Below are 25,860 nucleotides of genomic sequence, written 5' to 3'. Positions count from 1 at the left end.
TATACAAGGTAAATTCTGCGTGAATCAGAGCCATTCTAATGGCGTAGTCTGGACGAAAAAGGTGGCTTACGGGTTGCGGAACGTCTGCTGTGTGTTTGCGGCATGATCCCTGCAAGCGAACATTGCTGTCGGGGGTGTTGAACGGAGCGTACGATGCGTGTCGGGCGTTGGCAAAATGCTTATGAAATCGATTGCGTTGTTGGCGGCGACGGTGCCGCCAACGATTGACACAACCTATCGGGCCATCTTCCGGGCCGTTCGGCCTCGACAGGGCGACTGCGGTCGGAAGAGGCCGTCGATGGCGGATTCGGCTATTTGGCGGAATCGAGCTTCATTTCCTGCGAGGCGAGAACGGCCTTGACCGCGGAATCAAGCTCATTGGTGATATTGCGCAGGTTGTCGGCGTAGTCTTTGATGTCGTTGGTGGCCTTGGTGAAGTCATCCGCATTGCCCTTGGCTGGGCAGGTCGGCGCATCGTCGACGGCGTCAGCAAGCTTCATCGCATCCTTGAGCGTTTCCAATGTGGAACCGTTCGCAACATCGTCGACCGTCAGTTTTGCGGCTTGTTCGGCTTCGGACTGCGCCTCCTTGAAGCTGTCTTGATGCACGGTCAGCGTCTTCGCGTTCAACTTGCAGGTGTCGCTGGCGGCTTGCGTCAGTTCTCGCTGATTGCCGATGATGATGGTCACGGCGACGGTTAATATGATCGCGATAACCGCCACTATGGCGATTGCGGCAATCACGCGCCTTGATTTGGCATTGCTTTTTTCGATCTTCACAGTTTCTTTCCCTCTATCTTGTTGCTTGTGAATTTCAACGAGACTTGACGAGTCTACAAAAAATCCATGAGAAAATCGCTTGCTGAGAAAATGACTTCGTGTTTTTCCTCTGTGAGAGGAATAGTTGCGGCATGTGACTTCGCGAAGAGATTTGCATGGTTCGGGTGGCGCTACGGGCCGCCGTGCCCGATCGGTACGGTGCCGTGCCGACGCACGGTGCGCAAGCGAATATCGGCACAGCGCGTTGTGGTCCGCGATGATTTTATGCTAGAAGGAACGATGTTCTAAGGGGGCTGTATGGCACGGCGTGCAACGCTGAAAGACGTGGCGCGGGCGGCGGGAGTGTCGGTGACCACCGTGTCGCTGGTGCTTAACGGACGTCCGGCACGCGTGTCGAAGGAGAAGCGCGAGCTTATCGCCAAGGCGGCCAAAGAACTGCATTACGTGCCTAACCAGAGCGCGCGCAGCCTGGTGACCAAACAGTCGAAACTCGTGGCGCTGATTGTGCCCGACATCGAAAACCTGTTTTTCGCCGCACTGTCGAAATGCGTGGAAGATGAGTGCGCCGCACAAGGCTATTCGTTGATTGTGGCCAATTCCGACGATTCGCGTGCCACCGAACATGATCTGATGGTCCGACTCGCCTCCCGAGGTGTCGATGGCATGATGCTGATTCCCGCGCGCGAGTCCTGCGCCGCCGAAGATGAGCTGCGAGCCGACGTGGAGCAGGTGGCCTGTCCGGTGGTGCTCATCGACCGCCTCGTACAGAACGGCTGGTGCGATGCCGTCGGATTCGACAACTATGTGGGCGGCCGTCTCGCCGCACGGTATCTGTTGGAAGGCGGGCACCGTCATATCGGCATCGTGACGGGCGATGTCGCGGAATCGAGCGCGCTTGACCGCAAACGTGGTTTCGTGGATGCCATCGAACAGGCGGGGGAGCGTTTCGATCCCGCACTGTGCGTTGCGGGTGACTACCGTTTCGACAGCGGATATCATGCTGCCGATCGAATTATCGACGGCGGTGCCACGGCGGTGTTCTGCTGCAACGATGTGATGGCCTTGGGATTCCGCCAGCGCCTTGCCGAGCGTGGACTGCAGGCGACGCAGGACATGCAGGTGATCGGCTACGACAATATCCTCAAGAGATTCGGCCTTGGCCTGCACATGACCACCGTCGAGCAAAGCGTCACCGATCTGGCGGAAGCCTGTTGGCGGATGCTCTCCGTCCGCATCGACGCCACGATTGGACGCACCGGCGCAAAAGACGGGAATGATTCCGACTCCGTGAGTGCTGAAGACGGAGGCGAACGCCCTTGGCTGCGTCATCCGCGAGTCCAGCTGCTCACTCCGAAACTGGTTCAGGCCGCCTGCGCCTAGGCGCGGAGCTCCTTCCTTCCGGCGGATTGCGCCATCCTGTAGGCATCGACGCCGAAGTCGGGACGGATGGGGCTGGTTCCAGCGGTGGGACAAAAACGACACGCAGATGGGTGAGTGTTTTGACTCTCATGATAAAACGCTTTATCATGAATCCAACAGCAAATCGAGAATGTACTCGCTGCTTTTTTATGCAACAAAGCTGACGACAATGGGACGTGTGGTGGCGGACCGTCGTCAGTCCGTCAATGAGGAAAGGCATAACCATGAAAAAACTGATTCTGGATTTGGATACCGGTGTCGATGACGCTCTGGCCATCTCCTACGCCTTGGGAAGCCCGGAGATCGAACTCATCGGCATCACCGGCACCTACGGCAACGTGCTCGTCGAACAGGGTGTGCGCAACGCTCTGGCCGTAACCGACCTGCTCGGACATCCGGAAGTCAAGGTCTACCAAGGACTGCCGCACTCCAGCACCACCGACCATTTCGACGTACTGCCGATCTCTGCGTTCATCCACGGCGAAAACGGCATCGGCGACGTGACCATTCCCGACTCCAACCGCTCCGTCGAAACCGAATCCGCAGTCGACTTCATCATCGACGCCGTCAAAACGTACGGCAAGGACCTCGTCTACGTACCGACCGGTCCGATGACCAACATCGCGGCCGCACTCGACAAGGCGCCGGAAATCAAGGATGAAATCGGCGAAATCGTACTTATGGGCGGTGCTCTGACCGTTCCGGGCAACGTGAACGCGTGGACCGAAGCCAATATTTCACAGGATCCAGACGCAGCCGACCGTCTGTTCCGCTCCGGCGCACCCGTGACCATGATCGGCCTCGACGTAACCCTGCAAACCCTGCTCACCTACAAAGAAACCCAGCAGTGGCGTGAGCTCGGCACCAAGGCGGGTACGTTCCTGGCCGACATGACCGACTACTACATCAAGGCCTACGAGACCACCGCGCCGCATCTTGGCGGTTGCGGCCTGCATGATCCGCTCGCCGTGGGCGTGGCGGTCGATCCGACGCTCGTGACCATGCTCGACATCAACATGAAGGTCGATGTGGACGGCCCGACCCGTGGCCGCACCATCGGCGACGAAACCAGACTCAACGATGCGAACAAGACCATGAAGGTGGCCGTGGGCGTGGATGTGCCGAGGTTCTTGAACGAGTTCATGACGCGTATTTCCGGGCTTGCCAAGGGCGCGAAATAAGGTTGCGCGCCCTAGATTGCGCGTTCCGTTTCCCTATTGAATGTGAAATTTGAAAGTAGTCGATCATATGACTCATAACAATGTAAACGTATCCGCCGATCCGTTCGACGATCCGGTCACCAGCAACAAGATGGCCATCCGTGCCCTGATTCCGCTGCTCATCACCTTCGTACTCGGCACCCTGTGCCTGCAGGGCTTCAACCTTGTGTTCCAGCAGGTCGGCGCCGATGTGGGTGCGCCGAATCAAGCTTCCCTGATCACCGCGTTCCCGAGCATCGTGCTTGGCATCGTGTGCTTCATCTACGGTTCTCTGGGTGACTTCGTCTCCCTGCGCCGCCTCGTGACGGTCGGTCTTATCACCCTTTTCGTGGGATCGCTGTTCGGCTTCATCGCCAACTTCTTCTTTGCCGCCAATCTGTGGACCGTCATCATCGCACGAGTGCTGCAGACCGCCGGCGAACAGGTGGCGGGCTCCGCCTTCCTGGTGGTCGCGACCAAATATCTGCGCAATGATCTGAAGGTGATTTTCTTCGGCCTGTTCACCGCCGCATATCAGCTGTCCGCATCCATCGGCGTGTTCGCGGCGGGTATGTTGAGCTCCATCGCATGGCAGTATCTGTTCCTGATTCCGGCGGTGACCATTCTGTTCCTGCCGATCCTGCTCAAGACCTTGCCGGCCAAGAGCGGCAACGGCCAGAAGGTCGACGCGCTCGGCTTCGTGATCTTCGGCTTCGCAACCGCGTTCCTGACCCTGTTCTTCTCGTACATGGCATGGTGGATGCTCGTGGTGTCCGTACTGCTGTACGCGGCGTTCGGCGTGTACATCAACAAGGCCTCCAACCCGTTCATCACCCCGGCGTTCTTCAAGAACACCCGCTGGCTGCGCGCGATCAGCCTGATCCTCGTGTTCTACTTCGTGAACTACGCACTGTCGCCCATCTTCAACGCCATCGGCACCAAGCTGTACGGTATGACCACCACGCAGGTGTCGCTGTACATCGTGTGGGCGTACGTGGTCGCCGCCATCGTGGGCACTTGCTCCGGACTCATCGTCGGTAAGATCGGCATCAGGGCGGGACTCGTGACCGCCGGTACGCTGATGTTCGTCGGATGGACGGGTGCCGCGTTCTGCGTGAATTCCGGCTTCCTGGTGCTCACCCTGTTCGCCTGCGTGTTCTACGCCGGCTGCGGTCTGATGTACTCGCCGGTCGTCTCCACCGTGCTGGGCACCATCGAAAAGGATGAGTCCGGTCGTGGCGTGGGCATGAACGATCTGGCCATGAACGTCTCGCCGTCCATCGGCATCGCCATCATCGGCAGCCTGCTCGGCTCCAACGCGATGGCCGGCTCCTCCATCGTCGGCACCACCGGCGATGCCGCAGGCTTCTCCAATCTGCTGCTTATCGGCTCCGTCACCGCGCTGCTGGGCCTGATCGTGTTCTTCGTGTTCAAGAAGAAGATCTACGAAGGCAATCATGCGCTGGAAACCGAACAGGCCGGAAAAGCCGGACAGGCCGGACAGGCCGAACAGGCCGAACAGTAAGTTTCACGGAATGTTTCACGGACGGTGGGCGGTATGGATGACTGAACCGCCCACCGGCAATCCGAATCTTCGATAACTGACAATCATCGGAACACAACATCTTAAGGAGACAAGGATGGGCGCGATCGAAGTGCTCTCTGCATTGGATCGAATTCACGGCACGGTGTCGGTGATCGGCTCCATGAACGCGGACTACACCGTTACCGCGCAACGACTGCCAGGGCCGGGGGAGACCATCACCGGTGGCCCGTTGCAGCTGCTGCCGGGTGGTAAATCAGGCAATCAGGCCGCTGCGGCCGCGCGAATCGGCGCCACCGTGCAGATGTTCGGCGCGGTTGGCTCCGACAGCAATGCCGAATTCCTACTCGGCGCTCTGGCCGAGGCCGGTGTGAACACCACGCATGTGCGCCGCGTGCTCGGTCCGAGCGGAACCACAGTGATCACCGTGGACGCGGCCGGCGAGAACACCATCGTGTATTCTCCGGGCTCCAACGCACAGGTGACCGTGGATTATGTGGAATCCGTACGCGAGGCGCTGGTGCGTTCTTCCGTGCTCGGCTTGTGCCTCGAAAGTCCGATCGAGACGGTGACCGCCGCCGCGCGCATCTGCCATGAGGCGGGTGTGAAGGTGCTGCTCAACGATTCGCCGTTCACGCCGTCGTTGCCTGCGGAACTGGTGGCAGCCTCCGACATCCTGCTCGTCAATGAGCATGAGATGGCGCAGTTGCTCGGCATTGACGAGCCTGAGGATGATGACTGGGACGCTTTCGACTGGGGTCATGTTCTGGACGAAATGCGGTCGTTCGGTTTTGATCAGGCGATCGTGACATTGGGAGGCGACGGTTCCGTGGTGCTCGACGCCACCGCGGAAGAGCCGATTCAGCGCATTGCACCGGTTCGCGTGAAGGCCGTCGACACCACCGGTTGCGGCGATTCCTTCATGGGTACCGTGCTGGCCGGTCTCGCCTCCGGCATGTCGCTGTCCGAGTCCGCGCAACTTGCCGCGTACGTGTCCGCCTATGCGGCCACGGGTTACGGTGCGCAGGCTTCTTATGGCAATGCCGCGCAGATTCGCGAGGCATTCGCCGAGTAATCCGAGACGGCCGGCATAGCGGCGGTGCGGTTCGGTGAAATTGGATGTGCAAACACGATTTGTCAAGACGGCTGTTTTGGCAAATCGTGCTTTTCATATACCCTTCAATGACTCCATAAGGCCGCATACTGAAGGCAATCGTGAGGTAAGGGGGTATGGATAAGTCGTCTGAGACGTGAATTGAGCCCATGCGGTACGGAATCTGAACGCACTATCTTCGAAAAGGTCTTTTTTATCCGATCGTGCGCGGTCCAATCCGGACGGAAGGATGGCCGTCATCGCAGTATCAGGAATTTTTTGTGTGACTGTGCGCAACCTGAGTGCACATCCGACCCGTATCTTCCTGAGACAATATGACGTTCTTGCGGTGAGGCATCTTCTCTTCTTGAGCCGGGTGACGATCGCAAGTGATTCACCCTCACGGCATCCGTATCTTTGAAGACCGCGTGACGGGCCGCATCGTTTCCGCGCGGCGTGGGCACCCGCATTGTTATATTTGAGTTTGGCTTAATTTCACGCACCCGTATATTGGAAGGCGAAGCATGTCGGCGATTCTCGAAGGCACCCCGGATAAAAAACTGGCGTTGGTGACGGGTCGTGCGTACCCCGAACAAGCCGAGGAAACCGCGAAGTACCTTGGCACCCATGTGCTCGAGACCACCTCATACGATTTCGCCAACGGGGAGATGTACGTGCGCTACACCGAGCCGGTGCGCGGCGCCGACGTGTTCGTGATGCAGGCACACACCGTGCCGATCAACAAGTGGATTATGGAACAGCTCATCATGGTCGATGCGCTGAAGCGCGCTTCCGCCCGTTCCATCACCGTGGTCGCGCCGTTCCTCGGTTACTCTCGTCAGGACAAGAAACACCAGGGGCGCGAACCCATCACCGCACGGCTTATCTTTGACCTGTTCCAGGCCGCCGGCGCTGACCGCATCATGACGGTCGACCTGCATGCCGCCCAGGAACAGGGTTTCTTCGACGGTCCGGTCGACCATCTCACCGCCATGCCGGTGCTGCTCGACTACGTGCGTAACAACATGCCATTGGCAAACACCACCATCGTGTCCCCGGACGCCGGCCGCATCAAGGTTTCCGAACAGTGGGCCGCCAAGCTCGGCGGTCTGCCGCTCGCATTCATCCACAAGACCCGCGACACCACGCGTCCTAATCATGCGGTGGCGCACGGCATCATCGGAGAGGTCGAAGGGCGCGAATGCGTGGTCGTCGATGACATCATCGACACCGCCGGCACCATCTGCGAGGCCGTGCGCACCCTGCGTGAAGCCGGCGCGAAGTCGGTGACCTTGGTCGCCACGCACGGCCTGCTTTCCGGCCCGGCCGTGGAACGCCTGCGCGATTGCGGTGCCAGGGAAATCGTGCTTACGGACACCGTGCCGGTTCCGGAAGAGAAGCGTCTGCCGAACATGACCGTACTGTCCGCCGCGCCATTGCTGGCCGCCGGCATCCGTTCCGTGTTCGAGTCCGGTTCGGTCTCCACGTTGCTCAATGGATTGCCTGATGATATGCGCCCGCGCAATATCTATGCGTGATCTGTGCGATTCGTGAATGTGCGATTCGTATGATGGAGCCTCGCCCATGCGGCGGGGCTTTTTGATTGACGGCGGACTTGGGTGCGGGCCCCTTCGCCGAGAGAGTGAACGGAAAGAACTCGTCTGGGTGTCGGGATATGCTGAACAGGTTGTCTGAATTGTATCTTTATACCTTATATATAGATGCGTGAAGGCAGTACGCATACACACTCCTGCCATGGAAAGTCCATGGCCGATAGTCCGAAGGAGGTGGGTGATGTCTGCGCATAAGTACGAACTGATGTTCATTGCCGATCCTGAGCTGGATGAGCGTGGTCTGAAGAAGCTGACCGAGCAGTATCTGGAACTCGTCACCAAGGAAGGCGGTGCCGTCGAGAACATCGACATCTGGGGCCGTCGTAAGCTTGCCTACGAAATCGCCGACAAGACCGAAGGCAACTACGTCGTGGTCAACTACTCCGCCGAGCCGGCCACCAGCGACGAACTCGATCGTCTGCTGAACCTGAACGAATCCGTCATCCGCACGAAGATTCTTCGCAAGTAAGTAATTTCAAGCTTTTCAAGCTGCATAAGTAAGTAGGTAACGTCATGGCAGGCGAAACGATTATCACCGTGGTGGGTAACCTCACGGCTGATCCTGAAATCCGTACCACTGGCAACGGTGCATCCGTGGCCAGCTTCACGATTGCCTCCACTCCGCGCACCTGGAACCGTAATTCGAACCAGTTCGAAGACGGTCAGGCCCTGTTCATGCGCTGCTCCGCGTGGCGTGACATGGCCGAGCATTGTGCGCAGAGCCTGTCGAAGGGCATGCGCGTAATCGCACAGGGTCGTCTGCAGCAGCGTTCCTACCAAGCGCAGGATGGTTCCCAGCGTACCGTCGTTGAGATGCAGGTCGATGAAATCGGCCCGTCCCTGCGTTACGCAACCGCCCAAGTTACGCGTACCTCCAGTGCCAGTGGCTATGCCGGCAATCGTGGCGGCAATGGCTTCACCGGTAACAACGGAGGCTATGCGAACAACAATGGTGGCTTCGGCGGCAACGCCGGCGGCTACCAGGGCGGTGCCGGATATTCCGGTGGCGCGGGCTATCAGGGTGGGGCCTCCGCTCCCGCCAACGCCGCACCTGCCGCAGCACCGGCTGCCGACCCGTGGGGCAACGCGGATTCCTCCGCCGCGTCCTTCGGATCTTTCGGTGCCAGCTCCTCCGAATTCGGAGGCAATGACGGCGAACCGGAATTCTAAGCTGAAAAGCAATCCCAGATTGTAAGGAGAACATCAAGATGTCACGCAAGAGGCCGCAGCCGCCGGTCAAGCCGTTTAAGAAGAAGCCGAATCCACTGAAGGCTGCCAAGATCACCGAGATCGATTACAAGGACGTCGCCCTGCTGCGCAAGTTCATTTCCGATCGCGGTAAGATCCGCTCCCGTCGTATCACCGGTGTGACCGTGCAGGAACAGCGCAAGATCTCGAAGGCGATCAAGAACGCCCGCGAGATGGCTCTGCTGCCGTACGCCACTTCCGGCCGCTGATCTTAGAGAGGTTTGAACAATGGCTGAAACTAAGGTTATTCTTACCAAGTCCGTCGCTAACCTGGGTCACCCGGGCGATGTCGTGACCGTCAAGGCTGGTTACGCTCGTAACTACCTGCTCCCGCAGGGCCTGGGCTTCGCCTGGACCAAGGGTGCCGCCGCTCAGATCGAGGCCATGAAGCGCGCTCGTCTGGCTAAGGCCGTCGCCACCCGTGAAGAGGCCGTTGCCGCCAAGGAACTGATCGAGGGTACCACCGTCGAAATCGCTGCCAAGGTCTCCGAATCCGGCAAGCTGTTCGGTGGCATCTCCGCCGAGAAGATCGCCATTGCGCTGTCTTCCAAGGTCGAGGTCAACCCGAAGAACATCACCGTTGAGCCGATCAAGACCACCGGTGACTTCCCGGCGACCGTCGCTCTGCATCCGGAAATCACCGCTTCCTTCTTCGTGAAGGTCGTCGCTGAGTGATTTCGGTCCCATTCGCTACGATCCGGACGAGTGTCCGACCGCGGTGAATGACTTCAGACTGCACGTCTGAGCTTAAGCATCAAGAATCCCCCTGCACCGTTGTGGCGTAGGGGGATTCTCATTAGGGTCAACACCTAATTTGTGGAGAAATTGTAATTGATGAAGTCGGGGGACCGGTAGAGGCGGTTTCATCCATGAAACTTGCGAGATTATCCGTCACGGCGAAATTGCCGATGATCACCGGAATTCCGCGGTTTTATGTCCGCGACACGCCGTGAGTTGCATTTGATTCGAATCTGAGTATATTTACTTCTCGTGCTCAGCGAGAACAAAACCTCGCCAGACCAACGCCCCTTTAGCTCAGTTGGTTAGAGCAGCTGACTCTTAATCAGCGTGTCCAGGGTTCGAATCCCTGAGGGGGCACAGCAAAACCCTTGGAATCGTTAGGTTCCAAGGGTTTTTTGTTTTCCATTGGTCTTGGCTTGCTCTTAGTGTTCACGCTTGCGGGGAATGCTTCGGGATGTGTGCCTTCAACGTCCATACGTCGTCCTCCAGGCTGGTCGACAGCGTGCCGCCAAGGGTGGCGATGATATGACGGTGGAGCTGCAGGCCACGTCCTGATACCGTACGGTCGTCGGGACGGCACATGTTCATCTGCACCAGACGGATTCCGTCATCGCTGACGGCGAGCTCAAGGGAGAATCCCCCGTCGGTCGGCGAGGCATGGGCCCGGATGTTGGAATACACCTCGGCGAGCAGCGAGACGATCTCGTCCGCCACCGCCATTGGGAGCACGGCATCCGGATCGATGGTGACGCTGGCGGAACCCTCGAAGCCATGCCTGCGCAGTTCGGCCTGCCTGGCCTCGACCAAGCCGCGGATCGTCCGCCCCCACCCGCCCGGTCTCGCACGGGAGGCGGGATCCGGTCCGGTTTGCCCCCGGAGTATGTCGATGACCTCGTGCGCGCAGGAGACCGATTCACAGGTCTTGTCCCGGATGGATGTCAGTAGCAGGCGCTCGTCGGGGTCGCTGCACGACAGGAGGTGCGCCTCGCAAAGCATGCCGATCGATGCGAGGTTATTGGTCAGATCATCGTGCAAACGTCTGGCGAGACGCATGTTGCGTTCCAATATCGCGATGCGCTCCTGGGTGGTCCGCAGGCGGAGTCGCTGTTCGCGTGCGGTATCGTCAAGCCGGTGCCTTCTGAGCGCGTATCCCGCGACCGTGGCCGCGATCTGCATGACGAGCACCGCGATGACCGCGCGTGGCTCGCTTGTATCCCGCAGGACCGTCAGGGATAGGAGCAGCACGTTGCAGGACTGCGCCAGCAGCGTCATCCACGGAGACAGCAGGAAAGAGAGCACGCCCCAGACCAGGCAGGAGCTGAACAGCAGGTCGGAGGCCGAACCGGTCGGTAACCAGACGAGTATCCACCAGTAGACGATGAGCAGCAGGCCCGCCGTTTTTGGTCTGAAGGGCAATGCGCCGCACAGCAGGACGTATGGGATGAGCGGGATCCATGACCGACCATCCGCCAGATTCCCGCCGACGGCCGTGAAGTACAGGTCTGCGAGCATGGCGCAGCAGCAGGCCGTCAGCATGAATCTCCTGCCGGGCGCGCCTACAGCGCCGTCCATGTCTCGCCCCGTCATGGTCAGTGCCTCGGCCTGCTCAGTTCGAGCCACATCGACACCAGCTGGACACGGTTCCTGGCCCCGAGCTTCTCGCAGGCACGCTGCAGGTAGGTGTTGACGCTCGCCACGGTGAGCCCGGTCCGTTCGGCGATGAGTGTGGACGTGTTGCCCTGCCGGCATAGTTCGATGATTTCGATCTCCCTGCCGCTAAGACGGGCGATTCCCGTTTTCGGCTCCCGGAGGATCCGTGCGAATGCCTGGGCGGCGGTCGGGAAACGAAGCCCCTCGAAAGATCCCGTGCCTCCCGTGGCGGCGAGCCTGATCGTGTCCTGCAGGCCCTGGAGATCGTTCTTGCTTACGATCGCTTGGGCTCCGGCCGTGGCGGCGTCGGCCGCATACTCGTCAAGAGGGAACGAGGTCATGGCCACCAGGCTCGTATGACGGTCCCTTTCGCGTATCGTCCGTATGACGGAGACGCCATCGATATCGCCCATGGACATGTCGACCAGCAGCACGTCGGGCCGTTCGCCCGTCACGCATCGTGCGATCGCCGTGTTCGCGTGTTCCGTCATCCACGCCAGCGTGATGCCGTCGAGCGTCTGATCCAGGTACGCTTTCAGGGCGCACAGGGCGAACCTGTCGTTGTCCACGACGCCAAGGGTCTTCATGCGTATGCCCATTGCCTCGAACATACCTCCCGATCGTATCCAACCGATGATAGCAGCGGGACCCGGTGTACGCCGTGAGACAAGAGACCGATGCGCCTCGTCTGATTTCATATGACACCCGTTTGCGCGGGCATGCTCCGGGCGCATACTCTCACCATGACGAGCCGGCCGAAGGAGGTGAGACTGATGCTCGATTGGTATTGGGTGCAGTGGGGAATCGAGGCCGTCGTCGAATGCAGGACCTGACGGTTTGCCAAAACGTCCCTGTCCGCGGATTCGAAGCGGGTAGGGACGCATGCATAGGAGGGAATCATGCTGGACATACGTGACGTTTCATTCGGCTACGGGCGTCGCGGCGAGGTGTTGCGATCCGTGTCCCTGCACGTCCCGCAGGCGAGAATCGTGGGAATGATCGGTTCCAACGGCTCCGGGAAAACGACCCTGATCAATCTGGTATGCGACGTGCTCGACCTGCGGGAGGGGAGCATCACCATGCTCGGCCGGAAGCATACCTCCGCAGAGGCCAAAACCGGCATCATGCATGTGGGAGGCAACGATGATGTGCCAGCGTTCCTGACCGGATGGGAGTATGTGTCCACCCTCGCACGGCTGTACGGCGTGCGTGCGGATCGCTCCGAGGTGGGCCGCATGTTCGCCCTGTTCGGCATGGAGGGCGTGCAGGACAGGCTCATCGACTCATATTCGCATGGCATGAGGAAGAAGACCCAGCTGTGCTGCGCGTTCCTATTGCACTGTCCGTTGACCATCGTGGACGAGACGCTCAACGGCATCGACATAGACGCCTGGTACCTGTGCGTCGAACAATTCCTTCGCATGCGTGGGAGGGGTCTGTCGATGCTGATATGCAGCCACGATTTCGCATTGCTCGAACGGACCACGGACCAGATCGTGCTGTTGCGCAACGGGCGTATGAGCGCGCCCCTGCCCACACGGTCGATAATCGACGGGTACGGCGGAATCGCCGAATGGTACCGTGTCAGGACATTGGAGGCCGAACCATGACGGGAAAGGCCCGTGCCGGAATCATCCGGTTCATGGTCGTGTCCACGCTGCTGATGAGGTTCTTCCGGCGTACGCTGATCCAGTACGGGGCGTTGCGCAGCGGGATGGTCCGTTGGTCGCTGACGGCTTTGGCCGCCGCCTGGATGGTGTTCAGTTGCGTCGTGGCGTATTTCTTCCTCCGACCGTTGGGCGCCGATCGGGACAAATGGTCGATGATGCTCGACCTGTCATGGGTTTCCACGATCCCATGGGTCATCGGCGTGTTCCTCTTGGTGAAGATGCTGTTCTCCAAAGCCGACGGCGCGCTCAGGATCGTCAGCGGTCTGCCCGTCACGGGCATATTGCGTGGGCTGACGATCAAGGCGAGCGAGATGGGTGTGGTGCTGGCCGCCGTGACGGTGTCGGTGTTATCCATATCCGTCTCACTGCTATTGTCAACCGGGGTCGATGCGATCGGCCTGGCCTGTTTGCATCTCCTGCTACCGGCCCTGCTGCTGTACGCCATGCTGAGCCTGGCATGGGATCTGATCGGTCGTGCGATGCGCATGCTCGGACTGCCGCAGTTCGCGTCGGTGACGGCGATCTGCGGCTTGGTGGCCATGCTGGTCGGCTATGCGATGCTCGTGCTGCCTTTGGTGATGGACATCCAGGAACGCTGGCTGGGTGGGGATGATGCCATCCTATGGGCCACGGTGGTCGGTGACCTAGCCGTCCGGATCGGCGGACTGCCCACGGGAATCGGCGCATCGGCACTGCTCCTGGCCGTCACGCTTGCGGACGTGGCGGTCTCACCGCCCCGATACCGCGAGCAGGCGGACTATCTGCCCATCCACTGCCCTGCGGCCGGACGGGGTGATATCACCATGTTCGCCGCGTACGTGCTTCGGTCCAAGGACACGTTCCTAGAAAGCATCCTTGCCGCCGCCCTGGCCATCGTGCTATGCGTGCGGGGTGATACCGGATTCGCCACACTGCCCGCATGCATCGTCACGTTCACGGGCCTGTCCCAGTTCGCCAACGGCATTGTGGCGATATGGAACCTGCACCGCGGATCGGCCGCATACACGTATCTGTGCATGATCTGCTCGCAATTGGCCGTATACGTTCCGATATGGCTGGCCATAAGCCTGCCCACCCTGCCATGGGGTGGGCCGACCCCGCTTGGCTGCCTCTACTCGCTTGCCGGCATCGTCGCGGGCTCCATCGTCTGCACGATGCTGGGAATCGTCTTCCCGATGACGAAACACAATCCACTCACCGCCATCGTGGGGCTCGGATCCTTCGCGCTTGCCGGAACCCTCCTGCTGTTCGCCATAGGTCTGCTCGATCTGCGTGGGCCGATCCTTGCCGTCGTGCTCGTCGCGATACTGGCGGCGATGATCCTTTACTCCATCCTCGGCATACAAACCCATCAAAGGAGCATGCGATATGAGCATCGCTAAACATATCCTCATGACGATCTGCGCGGGCACCGTCCTCTGGCTCATGATGCTGGTGGGAGGGCTTGTCTGGGCGATGCTCTCCACGCCAGGCAGACAGCAGCATACGGACGCACTCTGGGGGGCTGTCTACTTCGAAACGAGACCCTCGACGAACGGGATCATGATGCAATTCGGATTGGGCAGCCCGCGATCCGCCCTGATGCTGCTACTCGCGTGCCTTGCGGTATGCGCCGTGGCAGGTCTGATCGTGAGGCTCTCCATCAAAGGGCATGCATGACCATTCATGAACTGGTGCATGCATGCCTGTTGTCCTGGCGTAATCCGGACATGCGGGTGTCCATTTCGACGGACTGGTTACGTGATGGCCTACAGGAAAGCCCTGCTGCCGATGCTCCAGGCTTCTTGCATGCGCCGTGCTTGGACCGTGCGCGGGCCATGTGCCTGACGGGATTATATGGCCCATCCTTCGTCCGGACAGTGATGATTGGCGGTGTCGCTTTTCCCTCAGAGCAGGCTGAACAGCAGGACGGCCATCGCCACGATGTACAGGACGAATAAGATCCGAATGAGCGTCGTCGTCGACCCGTTGCCCGAGGGACGGCAAGCAGCGATGACGAGCAACACGATCGAGACGGCAACCAATGCGATTGCGATCCACCACAGCACCGTGGCGGACTGCGATGTGCCATGAAGCCGGCCAGCGACGAACAGGACCGTGGAAAGCGCCATCAGTATGCCGTTGAGCCTGACCGAGATATCCGATGTATGTTCATGGCGGACGAACGCCAAGTATGCCGAAATCACCACCGCTAGGATGATTCCCGTCATACCGGCCCAAGATAATATCTGATGAATGGTATCCATGACTACCGCCTTTCACCGTTTTGCATAATGCGAGAGAACGGGATCTGCTGTGATCTTCTTATGTCTAATTGTATGTGGAACGATGAGCGGTTCGTCGGACCGCCCCCTCTGATGCATGCATCCTGACCTCGCAGACGGAATTCCGTTCCGTCACTGTATGCGAGGTACCGATGCCGGGCATATCGCCGGATAATGGGTCGTCGCTGGCTTTCGTCCTCATTTTTGGGGACGGTGATTTGCGACGCCCATGACCGGTATCTATCATTGGGGGTACTTCGTTTTCAATGATGAAGAGAGCTGGAAAGGCATGTCGTGACGTCATACGGTGTTGTGTGGCATCACGGCATGGGGTTGGGAAAGGCAAGCAATCATGAAAAGGAATGAGGGAGCTTGTCACGGTAATGGTGGTGATTATAGCCGTCATATGTCATGCTAAGGAGTTGATATGGGTCGCATACGCGAACTGGTCCGCAGGGTCGGCGAGGCGAACCGTAAGCCGGTCGGGAACTCGTCGTTCAACGGGCACGGCCTGAGCGCGATGCTTACGGTCATCTATGGGAGCGGGATGGTGTTCCAGTCCATCCGTGAAAAGGACCTCGTCATGCTGGCGGCGTCGTTGCTGGTGGCGTTCGCGATCCTCCTGGCCTCGGAATACGGCCTGTACCGCGTCACGGATCCCGCCCTGACGAGAGCCGGCCGCAGGCGTGTCTCCTGCGTGTTGCTGGCACTCGCCCTCATCATGCTCGTCGTCTTGATTTGCCTCGTCCTGCATTGAAAACCGTTGTGGGACGCCTCGTCGAGGGCGTTCCGCAACAAATCCGCAATCGATGATTCCATGAAAGGAAGGACTCATCATGAAAAGGCAGACGGCGTTGTACATGCTTGAATGGTTCGTCTACACCGTTGTGGCGGTCGGATTCGGTCGCGGCGGTCTGGCTGATGCCGGCCGGCGGCGCGGCCTGGATGGTCATGTGGATCATGCTGGGGCTGTGTGCGGTCCCGCTGGTGCATGTGGTGCGCTATTACCCGTTCTGGAGCATCGTCGTGTCGGTCGTCACGCACCTGCTGGTCTGGCTTTCCCTAGGGATGGGCAGGCATGGGTGGCTTATGGGCGGCTGGCTGAACCCACGGACGCTGGGATGGGTCCAGGATGCCCTCTGTCTCGTCTACGTGGTCATTCTCGCGGCCGCATGGCGGAAGGACCCGGGCGTAGGATGGAAGACGCCATCCGGGTCTTTCCGCCCCTGATGCCGACATGGCAGGGAACTGATTGGCGACGGACTTGGGGTCGTCTTTTTCTCTGCAGATTGTGGGGTAGCGATTATGAAGGCCATCTGGTTCAAGGAGTTCCGCCTGTACACGTCGTTTGACAGGGCTCTGTGGTGTGCGCTGATCTGGCCGTTCATATTGGCCCTGAACCCGCTCTTCTTGGAGGCGGGGGAGTCGTTGTCCACCGCGATGATCGACGCGCCCGGGTTCGCCCTGCTTTTCTCGCTCTGCGTGGATTACACCACGTACGACGACTACCGGTCAGGGGTGTTCGAGCTGATCGTGCAGGCCGGCCTGCCGCTGCGCGAATATCTGACCGCGAAACTCTGGTTCTATGAGGCGGTCTCATCGGCGTTCCTGCTGGTATCCCTGGTGGCGGGACTGGCCGTGGACCATTGGCAGCCATCCGACATGCCCGTGACGGTGATGCAGCTTGTTATGGCGTTCGTGCTGAACGGGGCGTGGGCCGCGTTGGGTACGCAACTGGCGATATGCCTACGTCTGCTGAACCCGGATTCGGCGTTGTACCTTACGCCGCTGGCACTCGCCCTGCCCGTGTTCGCCAATGTCGCCCTGTGGCATCTCGTGGATCCGGTGCTCGCCCTGACGGTCTCGTCCATCGTGGCCGCATTATGCGGCGCGGGCGCTTTCGCCATCACGACGCGCGTGCTCCGTGGCAGGTTCATCCCGACCTTGCGGTCGGATGCGGGACGATACGGCCATGGGATGGCGTTGGAGGGTATGTCCGTCGCGGTGGAACATGTCACGTTCGGGTACGGCAGGCGCCAAACCGTGCTGGATGACGTTTCCTTCACGGTTCCCCAAGGCCAGTCGGTGGCCATCCTCGGCTATAACGGCGTGGGCAAGACGACGTTGTTCAAACTCATTACGGGACTGTTGCGTCCACGAAGCGGACGCTGCGTCATCAACGGCATGCTCGTACCGTCGATGCGGGATGTGCTCCTGATGACGGAGCATGCGAATCTCATCAGTGCGATGAGCGTCCGGGACAATATCAGGTTCCGTGGCCTGCTGTTCGATCCGGATGGCACGGGAGGCATGGATCCCTCCCGGCTCGGCGGGGAACCGTTGGTGCGGGCGTTCGAACTGGACCCGTTCCTCGATACGAGGGTGTCCAGGCTGTCCAGCGGCATGCGCGGGCGTGCCGGTCTGGTGGCGGGCATGCTGTTCGACCCTCACGTCATCATGCTGGACGAGCCGACCAATTCGATCGATCCGATCACCCGGGATCTGCTGATCGACTACGTCAACCGGCTGCATGCCTGTGGGCGAACCATCCTGACCGTTACGCACGACTTGGAATACTGCTGGAAGACCATGGACCGTGCCGTCATCCTTGACGACCGCTGCATCGCCGGGGATGTCATGCTCGCCGATATTCCCGATTATGAGACGTTCACCCATATCGCCACGCTGGGGCATGATCGGCGAACCGTCGACTTCGGACTGGAACGCCAGATGGCGTGAAGCGAAGAATGATTTCTTTTGCATCCGGGACCGAGATCTCCGTAACGCACCGGTAACAGTGGATGAGCATGTTGGGCGTTCACTCGCTTCCCTGGTCCTTGATGCTCTTCGATGTCCCACGGCCGGTCCTTACATGCGTTGTGGGGGTGTGTCCGCGTACGCGGGCACACCCCCACAACGGATGAGGAGCGTATGGTGTTCAGTTCATGCGACGGCGCACGAGAACAAGGGCTCCGCCTGCCACAAGGGCGATTACGGCCACGATTGCGAGGATGGTGACGTTGCTGCCGGTATTCGACAGGTTCTTGACCTGTGGTTGGGTGGTGGTCACCTTGGACGGCTTCTGCGGCGTCTTCTCCAGAGGCTTCACCGGAGCGTTCTGCGCAGGTGTGCTCGGCTGAGACGGCGTGCTCGGCGTGCTCGGCGTGCTCGGCGTGCTCGGAGTGCTCGGCTGAGTCGGAGTCGTCGGCTGAGACGGCGTCGGCGTCGGGGCCTGGGTCTTCTGGCCGACCATGATCAGGCTGACCGGCGGGGTGGCCTGATGGAATTCGGTAGCCAGCAGATTCTGATATTGATCGTTGGATGTCTTGTAGATGTCCAGGGTCTGTCCCGAAGGAATGTTCGCCGTGCTGTCAACCAGCGCTTGAACGGCGTCGGAATAAGGATGCGGCACGACCGGACGGGAGTCGGTGTAGTACCAGATCGCATACTGAGTCGCCTCCGCGAACTCCAGATCGCTCAGATTGTACTTCTGTTGGATACCTGCTTTGTTGTTCGGATAGCCGTTGTACAGCACGCGCAGCACGTCCTGATACAGGTTGGTGCCGGGGCGTGCGCGCTGGGCGAGCTGGCTGAACGCGGTGGCTGAGCCTTCGATCCTCGTGTAGTCCAGTCCGGTCGTCGGGCTGGACTTCCGCAGGTTGAAGCAGTACACGGGGGAGACCGTCTTGGAGGCGTCCTTCGACACGAGCGCGCCCGAAGTCAACGAGCTTTGTGTAGTGAAGGAATAGTCCGTCGGGGTGGGATCTTCGGGAGCCTTGACGGTGAACGTCTGGTCGGCCGCCTTGTCGTATCCTTCAGGGGCTGTGGTCTCCGTAAGCGTGTAGTCGCCTGCGGGCAGGTTGGCGGTGTGCACGGTGCCGTCTGAGGTCCATTCGGCGTCGATGACGTCCGCGCCATTGGCGTCCTTATGGGAGATGCGCAGTTGCGCGCCCTTGAGCGCGGTGCCGTCGGCGTCGACCTTCGACACTTGTACCGGCACGGTCGGGGCGGAGCCGCCATCCGCATATGCCAGAGCCGAGGGGAATACGCTCACGACCATAATCGCTACTGTTGCAATCAGAGCCGATAGAGCGGATGGGATGTGTATTCGATTGTTGGTTGTTCTCATGGTACCCTCTCTTGATTCAATCGCGAGCGGTGCGGGAAGCCGTTGAATCGGATTTTTTCCTAAACCAACGAGATAATCTCGCATCTCTCGCCTTTCTCAGGGTACATATGTGTACAATTTCTCCCCCGAGCCCCTGTTTTGTGAACGCGAGCTGAAAGGTTGTATCAGGTACCGGATGAAATTCCTGACAGATTCCTTCTATCTGTCAAGAATTTCCGTGTGAGGAAAAGCAGTGAAAGACTGATTGTATGCCGACTACGTTCGGTCATCGACCTATACAAACCGATTGGGTCGTCGGCGAAGCTTCTCCCCAGCGTCGGAGCGGTGCAAGAGGTTCTTTGTACAGGGATGTTTAGGGGTATCATACGGCCCGTCGTATCGAAAGCGGTATTCCTATAATTCTTCGTTCAATTCGTGACCGCTCTTCTTGCAGGCCGCTCCTTTATCTATGCCGTCTCATATATATCAGTGGTCTCCGGATCGAAAAGACATGGGTGGGAGTAGTATCTTGCCCTGTTGTCCGCTTAGAGCGGAATCGCAATTTAATCTTGTGTCAATACGAGAAGAAGCAATAAGAGGAAGACGAAGTGGAATACTCACTCTTTATCAAACTCGCCGCTGAATTCGTCGGTACCGCCGTACTGATGGTCTTCGGTAACGGCGCTGTCGCCAATGCGGAGCTGAAGAACACCAAGGGCTATCATGCCGGCTGGCTGAACATCGCGATGGGCTACGGTTTCGGCGTCATGTTCCCGGTGCTGATGTTCGGCGGCGTTTCCGGTGCGCACATCAACCCGGCCATGACCCTCGCCCAGGCCATCAACGGCATGTTCCCGTGGGGCCAGGTGCTGCCGTACATCATCGCCCAGCTGCTAGGTGCCGTTGTCGGTCAGCTCATCGTGTACATCACCTACTGGCCGCATTACAAGGATACTGAAGATGCCAACGCCATTCTCGGCACCTTCTGCACCACCGATGCTCACAACGACCGCGTCAACTACTTCGTCAACGAGTTCTTCGGCACCCTCATGCTGGTGCTTGGCGCACTGTGCTGCCTCGAAATGCCATGGGGCAAGGAAGATCACGCCGCCGCAGCCATCGTGGTCGGCTTCATCGTGTGGGGCCTTGTCACCTCCATGGGTGGCCCGACCGGCCCTGGTCTGAACCCGGCCCGCGATCTTATGCCTCGACTGCTGCACGCCATTCTGCCGATTCCGCACAAGGGATCCTCCCGTTGGGGTGAGGCCTGGATTCCGGTTGTGGCTCCGATTGCCGGTGCGATCGTAGGCGCATTCCTCTTTAAGTCGCTGTTCGCCTGATGTACAGCTATGCTTGAGGTCCGTGGATATTTTCCGCGGACCTTCGCATATTGTGGGAAGGAGCCATGGTGCGATTCATACGGTATGTGCTACGTGCGCTGAATCCGAAGACGGCCGTGACGATGGATTCGCGGCAGGTGTTTCGCATTCGCCGCTGGACGGTGGCCTGCGTGCTTGCGATTCTGGTCATTGCGATGGTGTCCTGCAGTGTGCACGGGATGAAGGCACATGCGCAACGGGCTGCGCAGGCCTCGCAGTCGGCGACGACCGGTAAGACGACGGCGAAACGGCAGCATTCCAAGAACGATGCGACTGCCGAACAGTCGAACGAATCGCAAGACGATGACAATGCTGAGGATTCGGTACAGGCTGAGTTGCAGCATCAATCGGCACCGCTGACCGATGACCAGAGGAACGAGATTCTCGCCAAGGCCCAGCAGACGGCACGGGATAACGGCCATGAACCCACGCAGTACACCTATTGCGTAGCGGAGAAGGGTGATGTCGGTTCGCTCGATGACTTCTCCAATGCCGTCTACCGTATTCTCAACGATGAGCGCGGATGGCCGCGTGCCGGTGCTACGTTCGTGCAGGGCGCGGAAGGAAACTGTGACTTCAATATCGTGCTTTCCGAAGCGCAATATATGACCACGTTTTCGTCGGGTTGCTCCACCGAATACAGTTGCCGTGTGGGCGAGAACGTGATCATCAACGACGATCGCTGGAATGGCGGCACGGATGCCTGGCTTTCCGCAGGCGGGAACATGGCGAGATACCGCGTAATGGTGATCAATCATGAAGTGGGGCATCGACTTGGTCATACCGATAATGAGACGCCGTGCGCCGGTGCCGGGCAGTCTGCGCCGCTGATGCAGGAACAGTCCATGCATCTGGACGGATGCACGACCAACGAATATCCGCTCGATAATGAGCTGTGGATCAGATAGCGACCATCGTGCCGTTAGAGACCGAAATAGGTGTTGAATGCCTGCGGGTCAAGGGAACGGTCGGCGGTGTCGGTTCTGACCTTGGCCCAGCTGAATTCGGTCAGGGCCTCTTGGACGCTCATGGGTTGCGGATGCGTGGAATGCGGATCGCCTTGGAGCCCGAGCAGCCAGGCGCAGTATCCGATGACTCGTTCGGGTGTGACGCCATGCTTGCGAAGGATGCCCATGTCCAGTGATTTTTCGCGCTTGGCAAGTCGTTGCCCGCTCGCATTGTCGATGAGGGGGAGATGGGCGTAAGAGTAGTCGGTGGAGCCGGTGAGGGCTTGCCGGATCCATATCTGCAGGGCGTTGGAGCGTAGCAGATCACGTCCACGAACGATGTCGTCGACGCCCATGGCAAGATCGTCTACGACGACCACCAGCTGGTAGGAGAACAGGCCGTCGGCCCGGCGAACGACCGAGTCGCTGATCTCGTGGGTCACATTGAATTCCTGATGGCCGAATACACGGTCTTCAAACGCAATCGTCGAATTCGAAGCGGGCATGGCGATACGTAGGGAATGCCGCCTGCCCTGCGCAAGCCGTGCGCGTACTTCGTCCGGATTCGTCTCGGCGAGCCTGCGGCAGGTGCCGGGGTAGATCATGAAACGGTCGCCTTCCTGCGGTGCTGAAGCCGCGCGAATGTCCGCGCGTGAGCAGAAGCAGGGGTAGATCAACGGCGTTGCGTTTCCGGTGGCATCTGCGGTGACGGCTCCCGAATCGTCGATGGTGAGACGCTGCAAGGTGCGCAGGGCATCTTCATACAGAGGGTGTCGGGCGGATTGATATACGGGCGCGCCGTCCCAGTCAAGGCCGAGCCATTGCAGGTCGTCCATGATGAGGTCGGCCGCTCCGGGGACGACGCGTGGTTCGTCGATGTCTTCGATGCGCAGGTAGATCGCGTCGTTGCTGCTGCGTGCGGAAAGCCATGCACCCAGCATCGCGTAGATGTTGCCGATGTGCATGCGGCCTGACGGCGTCGGAGCGAAACGGCCTGGCATCGTACCTCCTTGAGTGGTTGGTCATACAGGACTCTACCTTCTCCTCCGGAAAGGAAGCGATTCACATAAGGGGTGAGATGGGGTGAATTGTATGATAAAGCGTTGAATCGATTGTGTGATATAGCTTACACGAGGTTTAGCGCGTAGCGATACGGGTGGTTTTGCCCCCGTCATTTTCGAGTTTCTGATGATAGGGTGAACCGTCCAGAGCACGTAAGCCGTATCCATGTCGCGCGGCGCGTAAGCGGAGTCAACGGTAATGACAATGTGAAAGTGGGTGGAACATGACGAGAAGACGATTCAGTCAGACGGAAGTCGAATACCTACGGTCGCTGCCGGCGGTCGAGGCGGTTACGGAAAATCGCATCACGTATTCGCATGATTTCCAAGTCAGTTGCATGAGTCGTTATCTACAGGGTGAGCGACCGAGCGTGATTTTTACGTCGGCCGGCCTGAGCCCCATGATCGTCGGGCATAAGCGTGTGGAACGCAATATCGCGCGTTGGAAGCATGATGATGAGATCATGAACGAGGCCAAACGGCCGGATGCGATGGCCGTGATGCCGACCGATGCGCGTAACCGCTTCATCACCATGCAAATGGGGCAGATCCAGTCGCTGACCTGCCAGGTGATCGCGTTGAGGCAGCGTGTCGGGGAGCTTGAGCAACGGTTCGAAACCATCAAATCCTGAGTCGTGGAAACATTCGTGCAATGCAGCAACATGCTGACAAGGACTGAGTGCCTACTAGACAATCAGAAACCCAAGGGGGTTAACCCCTCGAAATTTTCCTCGAAATGTCTCAAATTATGGAATATGCCATAACAATCAAGGCATTTTGAGTCATAAAGAAACTACAGACGGAGTCTTGAAGTCCCCCTTCTACTGTCGTCTGATGTTAGCCCGTACGACTATTGCCGACCGCTTTATCGCTTCACTTCAGGCCGGCTCGTACGGGCTTCTTCATACCCTAGGGAAAGGGATCGGGAATCCGACGTTAAGGGGCGATGAGATGACTGCTTATATGGACCACAAAAACCTTGCCAATGAGGTGATCGATGCGGCGCGCGCACAAGAGATTACGGACGGCGTGCATCGTGTGCTGGACCGTGTCGCCACCGCCGAAGCCCAAGCCGGTCGCGAAGTCGGTTCGGTGAAACTGCTGGCAGCCACGAAGACGCGTGACGTCGGCGAAATCATGACCGCGATCGACGCCGGGGTGCGCATGATCGGAGAGAATCGTCCGCAGGAAGTGATGGCAAAGGCCGAAGGATTGCTGAAGCAGTGCGCGCAACGCGGCTTTACGTTGGGGGCGGCCACTGCCGAGGCGGTTGCCGGCGGCGCGGTTGCCGGCGATGCGGACGGTACGCATATTCCGTTCCATCTGATCGGTCAACTGCAAAGCAACAAGATCGGCAAAGTGTTACCGGTGATCAACACGATCGAGTCGGTGGATTCGGTCGATTTGGCGGAGAAGATTTCGCGCAGGGCCGTCGCGCGCGGCATTACGGTCGGCGTGCTGCTGGAGGTGAATGAGTCCGGCGAGGCGTCGAAGTCAGGTTGCGATCCGGCACACGCCATCCGCATCGCACAGAAGATAGGCACGTTGGATGGCCTCGAATTGCAAGGTCTGATGACGATTGGCGCGCATGTCGACAATGAGACCACGATTCGCAAATGCTTCGCGCATCTGCGCAAGACACGCGATCTGATCCTTGCGTCCAAGACGCCGGGAACCGAACGCTGCCTGGAACTGTCGATGGGCATGACCGGCGATATGGAGCTCGCCATCGCCGAAGGCTCTACCATTGTGCGCGTCGGCACCGCCATCTTCGGCGAGCGTGCGTTCATCTAGCGTCGGCCCATACGTTCCTGCCTGCGGGAATGATCATGGACCCCTCCAATAGGGGGCATGGATTGCAGGGGTGGTGATGCGAAGATTGTTGCGTTCGAAGGAGATGCATGATGCTTCGCAGAGTCAGCGTGCGGCGGGAGGTGTCTCGGGCCGTTGCCCTCCGGTGGGAGCCTGTGGCGTTTGCTGAGGTGGTTGACGTATCGGATGTGGTGCGTCGGCGTCGCATGCGGCTCGTGCAGTTCGTGGTGATGCGTGCGCTTGCGGCGCTGTTGATCGCATCGGCCTTATGCGTAGGCTTGTTTCCGGTGGTCATGCAGGTGCGATCGGCGCGGAGTCTGTCGAATACTTCCGATGCGGTGGCGAAAACGGTTGCGGGCTGGCCGTACCCGCAGGCTGAGGACCGGCTTGCCGATGCCCGCGCCTATAACGCACGTCTTGCCAAGGAAGGGCAGCCGATTCTTGGTGAGGCCGTGGATCCTTTCGCGTCGGCCGCGGGCGTTTCGCAGAGTTCCGGTAACGGGGATTCCGTCTCCAGTCAGGATGAGGAGTATCAGGGTCTGCTTGATTCCGGCTCCGGCATTATGGGAACCGTGTCGATTCCCAAAATCAGCGTGAAACTGCCGATTTATCATGGTACGTCGGAGCAGGCGCTCGCCAAGGGTGCCGGGCATTTGTATGGTACGAGCCTGCCGGTCGGTGGCACGAACACGCATGCGGTGATCACCGGGCATCGTGGTCTGGTCGAGGCGATGATGTTCACCCGCCTTGACGAGATGAAGCAGGGTGATTTCATGTATGTCGAGGTGATGGGTGAAACCCTTGGCTACCAGGTGGATCGCATCGGCGTGATTGATCCGAATGACACATCACGTCTCACAATCGAGCCGGGGGAGGATCGTCTGACCTTGATGACTTGCACGCCGTATGGCATCAATACCCAGCGGCTGCTGGTTTCGGGGCATCGTGTGTCGATTCCCATGCCCGCACCCGACCCGACCGACCTGCATGATGCGCGCAGCATCGGACTGTGGGTGGGCGTCGGCGTTCTGGTTGGCGGCATGGTGTTGTGCTTCATCGTGCTCAGACTGATTCGTCCGAAGCGTAGGATCATGCGTCATGCCGAATGCTGGCCGTCTCGTGGTTGAGCGGCGGATGATCATCATGTCGCGACCATGGTGGTTTCGATGCGTCGCAACCGGCATGGGGCTTTTGCGCGCCTCCTTGAAAGAGGATGTTTTCACGTCTTGAAGAGGTTGCCGAAGAGGGTATGGTCTTGTTGGAATTCCAACGATTTTCGATGATGCAAGTGGTTGGAGGCTCCCCCTAGGAGGGTGTATGCGCCGCAGGGCTTT

26 protein-coding genes and 1 tRNA gene are annotated in these 25,860 nt (G+C 59.3%); 21 read left to right on the top strand and 6 right to left on the bottom strand.

Going from position 1 to position 25,860, the window contains the following annotated elements; translation table 11 throughout:
• Window positions 1-311: 311 nt before the first annotated feature.
• Window positions 312-779: a hypothetical protein gene (locus tag BBDE_RS09685; protein WP_003838578.1), complete on the bottom strand. Its 468-nt coding sequence runs from the start codon at window positions 777-779 to the stop codon at window positions 312-314.
• Window positions 780-1,076: 297 nt separating this feature from the next.
• Between BBDE_RS09685 and BBDE_RS09680 the strand changes: the two genes are divergently transcribed.
• The 10 genes from BBDE_RS09680 (at window position 1,077) to BBDE_RS09635 (ending at window position 9,992) form a co-directional block, all read left to right on the top strand.
• The gene (locus BBDE_RS09680; RefSeq protein WP_003838581.1) at window positions 1,077-2,159 is read left to right on the top strand and encodes a LacI family DNA-binding transcriptional regulator; all 1,083 of its coding nucleotides are present in this window, start codon (window positions 1,077-1,079) and stop codon (window positions 2,157-2,159) included.
• Between the two features lie 263 nt (window positions 2,160-2,422).
• Window positions 2,423-3,379 (top strand): nucleoside hydrolase, encoded by a 957-nt coding sequence (locus BBDE_RS09675; RefSeq protein ID WP_003844490.1) that lies wholly within the window; start codon window positions 2,423-2,425, stop codon window positions 3,377-3,379.
• A gap of 67 nt (window positions 3,380-3,446) precedes the next feature.
• On the top strand, window positions 3,447-4,922 hold the full coding sequence (locus tag BBDE_RS09670; protein WP_003838583.1) for an MFS transporter: 1,476 nt from the start codon (window positions 3,447-3,449) through the stop codon (window positions 4,920-4,922).
• A 115-nt stretch (window positions 4,923-5,037) separates the two neighbouring features.
• Window positions 5,038-6,015: a ribokinase gene (locus tag BBDE_RS09665; protein ID WP_003838584.1), complete on the top strand. Its 978-nt coding sequence runs from the start codon at window positions 5,038-5,040 to the stop codon at window positions 6,013-6,015.
• Between the two features lie 542 nt (window positions 6,016-6,557).
• Window positions 6,558-7,571, top strand: coding sequence for a ribose-phosphate diphosphokinase (locus BBDE_RS09660; RefSeq protein WP_003838586.1), 1,014 nt, complete (start codon window positions 6,558-6,560; stop codon window positions 7,569-7,571).
• A 256-nt stretch (window positions 7,572-7,827) separates the two neighbouring features.
• Window positions 7,828-8,115, top strand: a complete 288-nt coding sequence (gene rpsF / locus BBDE_RS09655) for a 30S ribosomal protein S6 (RefSeq protein WP_003838587.1) — start codon at window positions 7,828-7,830, stop codon at window positions 8,113-8,115.
• Between the two features lie 44 nt (window positions 8,116-8,159).
• Complete coding sequence (locus tag BBDE_RS09650) at window positions 8,160-8,816, top strand: single-stranded DNA-binding protein (RefSeq protein ID WP_003838588.1); 657 nt, start codon at window positions 8,160-8,162, stop codon at window positions 8,814-8,816.
• A 38-nt stretch (window positions 8,817-8,854) separates the two neighbouring features.
• The gene (rpsR, locus tag BBDE_RS09645; protein ID WP_003838589.1) at window positions 8,855-9,103 is read left to right on the top strand and encodes a 30S ribosomal protein S18; all 249 of its coding nucleotides are present in this window, start codon (window positions 8,855-8,857) and stop codon (window positions 9,101-9,103) included.
• 19 nt (window positions 9,104-9,122) lie between these two features.
• Window positions 9,123-9,569, top strand: coding sequence for a 50S ribosomal protein L9 (gene rplI / locus BBDE_RS09640; RefSeq protein WP_003838590.1), 447 nt, complete (start codon window positions 9,123-9,125; stop codon window positions 9,567-9,569).
• A 349-nt stretch (window positions 9,570-9,918) separates the two neighbouring features.
• A tRNA-Lys gene (locus tag BBDE_RS09635) sits at window positions 9,919-9,992 on the top strand.
• Window positions 9,993-10,064: 72 nt separating this feature from the next.
• On the opposite strand, the gene BBDE_RS09630 is transcribed toward BBDE_RS09635, so the two are convergent.
• Together BBDE_RS09630 and BBDE_RS09625 are read right to left on the bottom strand one after the other, a co-directional pair.
• Window positions 10,065-11,255 (bottom strand): sensor histidine kinase, encoded by a 1,191-nt coding sequence (locus BBDE_RS09630; RefSeq protein ID WP_003838591.1) that lies wholly within the window; start codon window positions 11,253-11,255, stop codon window positions 10,065-10,067.
• Window positions 11,225-11,896, bottom strand: coding sequence for a response regulator transcription factor (locus tag BBDE_RS09625; protein WP_003838592.1), 672 nt, complete (start codon window positions 11,894-11,896; stop codon window positions 11,225-11,227). The genes BBDE_RS09630 and BBDE_RS09625 overlap by 31 nt, the downstream gene beginning before the upstream one ends.
• Window positions 11,897-12,184: 288 nt before the next feature.
• On the opposite strand from BBDE_RS09625, the gene BBDE_RS09620 reads away from it, so the two are divergent.
• Genes BBDE_RS09620 through BBDE_RS09610 form a run of 3 tightly spaced genes read left to right on the top strand, consistent with a single transcriptional unit; the run spans window position 12,185 to window position 14,614 of the window.
• Window positions 12,185-12,895 (top strand): ATP-binding cassette domain-containing protein, encoded by a 711-nt coding sequence (locus BBDE_RS09620; RefSeq protein ID WP_003838594.1) that lies wholly within the window; start codon window positions 12,185-12,187, stop codon window positions 12,893-12,895.
• Window positions 12,892-14,337 carry a hypothetical protein gene (locus BBDE_RS09615; protein WP_012902522.1) on the top strand — a complete coding sequence of 482 codons (1,446 nt, stop codon included), beginning with the start codon at window positions 12,892-12,894 and terminating at the stop codon, window positions 14,335-14,337. The genes BBDE_RS09620 and BBDE_RS09615 overlap by 4 nt, the downstream gene beginning before the upstream one ends.
• Window positions 14,324-14,614: a hypothetical protein gene (locus tag BBDE_RS09610; protein ID WP_003838596.1), complete on the top strand. Its 291-nt coding sequence runs from the start codon at window positions 14,324-14,326 to the stop codon at window positions 14,612-14,614. The genes BBDE_RS09615 and BBDE_RS09610 overlap by 14 nt, the downstream gene beginning before the upstream one ends.
• Before the next feature lie 227 nt (window positions 14,615-14,841).
• Here the strand turns inward: BBDE_RS09610 and BBDE_RS11615 are convergent, their stop codons facing one another.
• Window positions 14,842-15,201 (bottom strand): hypothetical protein, encoded by a 360-nt coding sequence (locus BBDE_RS11615; RefSeq protein ID WP_003838599.1) that lies wholly within the window; start codon window positions 15,199-15,201, stop codon window positions 14,842-14,844.
• Between the two features lie 445 nt (window positions 15,202-15,646).
• On the opposite strand from BBDE_RS11615, the gene BBDE_RS09600 reads away from it, so the two are divergent.
• The 3 genes from BBDE_RS09600 (at window position 15,647) to BBDE_RS09590 (ending at window position 17,958) form a co-directional block, all read left to right on the top strand.
• The gene (locus BBDE_RS09600; RefSeq protein WP_003838602.1) at window positions 15,647-15,976 is read left to right on the top strand and encodes a hypothetical protein; all 330 of its coding nucleotides are present in this window, start codon (window positions 15,647-15,649) and stop codon (window positions 15,974-15,976) included.
• A 107-nt stretch (window positions 15,977-16,083) separates the two neighbouring features.
• Window positions 16,084-16,449, top strand: coding sequence for a 4-hydroxybenzoyl-CoA reductase (locus BBDE_RS09595; RefSeq protein WP_230454341.1), 366 nt, complete (start codon window positions 16,084-16,086; stop codon window positions 16,447-16,449).
• A 75-nt stretch (window positions 16,450-16,524) separates the two neighbouring features.
• Complete coding sequence (locus tag BBDE_RS09590) at window positions 16,525-17,958, top strand: ATP-binding cassette domain-containing protein (RefSeq protein WP_003838605.1); 1,434 nt, start codon at window positions 16,525-16,527, stop codon at window positions 17,956-17,958.
• Window positions 17,959-18,157: 199 nt separating this feature from the next.
• Here the strand turns inward: BBDE_RS09590 and BBDE_RS09585 are convergent, their stop codons facing one another.
• Window positions 18,158-19,279, bottom strand: coding sequence for a thioester-forming surface-anchored protein (locus BBDE_RS09585; RefSeq protein ID WP_003838607.1), 1,122 nt, complete (start codon window positions 19,277-19,279; stop codon window positions 18,158-18,160).
• A 656-nt stretch (window positions 19,280-19,935) separates the two neighbouring features.
• Here BBDE_RS09585 and BBDE_RS09580 point away from each other — a divergent pair.
• Window positions 19,936-20,667, top strand: coding sequence for an MIP/aquaporin family protein (locus BBDE_RS09580; protein ID WP_003838609.1), 732 nt, complete (start codon window positions 19,936-19,938; stop codon window positions 20,665-20,667).
• A gap of 65 nt (window positions 20,668-20,732) precedes the next feature.
• The gene (locus BBDE_RS09575; RefSeq protein ID WP_003838611.1) at window positions 20,733-21,614 is read left to right on the top strand and encodes a DUF3152 domain-containing protein; all 882 of its coding nucleotides are present in this window, start codon (window positions 20,733-20,735) and stop codon (window positions 21,612-21,614) included.
• A gap of 14 nt (window positions 21,615-21,628) precedes the next feature.
• Here the strand turns inward: BBDE_RS09575 and BBDE_RS09570 are convergent, their stop codons facing one another.
• Window positions 21,629-22,654 (bottom strand): glutamyl-Q tRNA(Asp) synthetase, encoded by a 1,026-nt coding sequence (locus BBDE_RS09570; RefSeq protein WP_012902519.1) that lies wholly within the window; start codon window positions 22,652-22,654, stop codon window positions 21,629-21,631.
• A gap of 284 nt (window positions 22,655-22,938) precedes the next feature.
• Here BBDE_RS09570 and BBDE_RS09565 point away from each other — a divergent pair, with 284 nt between their 5' ends.
• From BBDE_RS09565 to BBDE_RS09555, 3 genes are all read left to right on the top strand, one after another.
• Entirely contained in the window at window positions 22,939-23,346 is a 408-nt protein-coding gene (locus BBDE_RS09565; protein ID WP_003838615.1) for an HTH domain-containing protein, read from the top strand.
• A 319-nt stretch (window positions 23,347-23,665) separates the two neighbouring features.
• Window positions 23,666-24,508 (top strand): YggS family pyridoxal phosphate-dependent enzyme, encoded by an 843-nt coding sequence (locus tag BBDE_RS09560; RefSeq protein WP_012902518.1) that lies wholly within the window; start codon window positions 23,666-23,668, stop codon window positions 24,506-24,508.
• A 110-nt stretch (window positions 24,509-24,618) separates the two neighbouring features.
• On the top strand, window positions 24,619-25,653 hold the full coding sequence (locus BBDE_RS09555; protein ID WP_390622458.1) for a class C sortase: 1,035 nt from the start codon (window positions 24,619-24,621) through the stop codon (window positions 25,651-25,653).
• Window positions 25,654-25,860 lie beyond the last annotated feature (207 nt).

This window comes from Bifidobacterium dentium JCM 1195 = DSM 20436, from assembly GCF_001042595.1.
Taxonomy (GTDB): Bacteria; Actinomycetota; Actinomycetes; order Actinomycetales; family Bifidobacteriaceae; genus Bifidobacterium; species Bifidobacterium dentium.
Note: the sequence above shows the minus strand (reverse complement) of the source record. Positions and strands in the feature narration are given on the sequence as shown.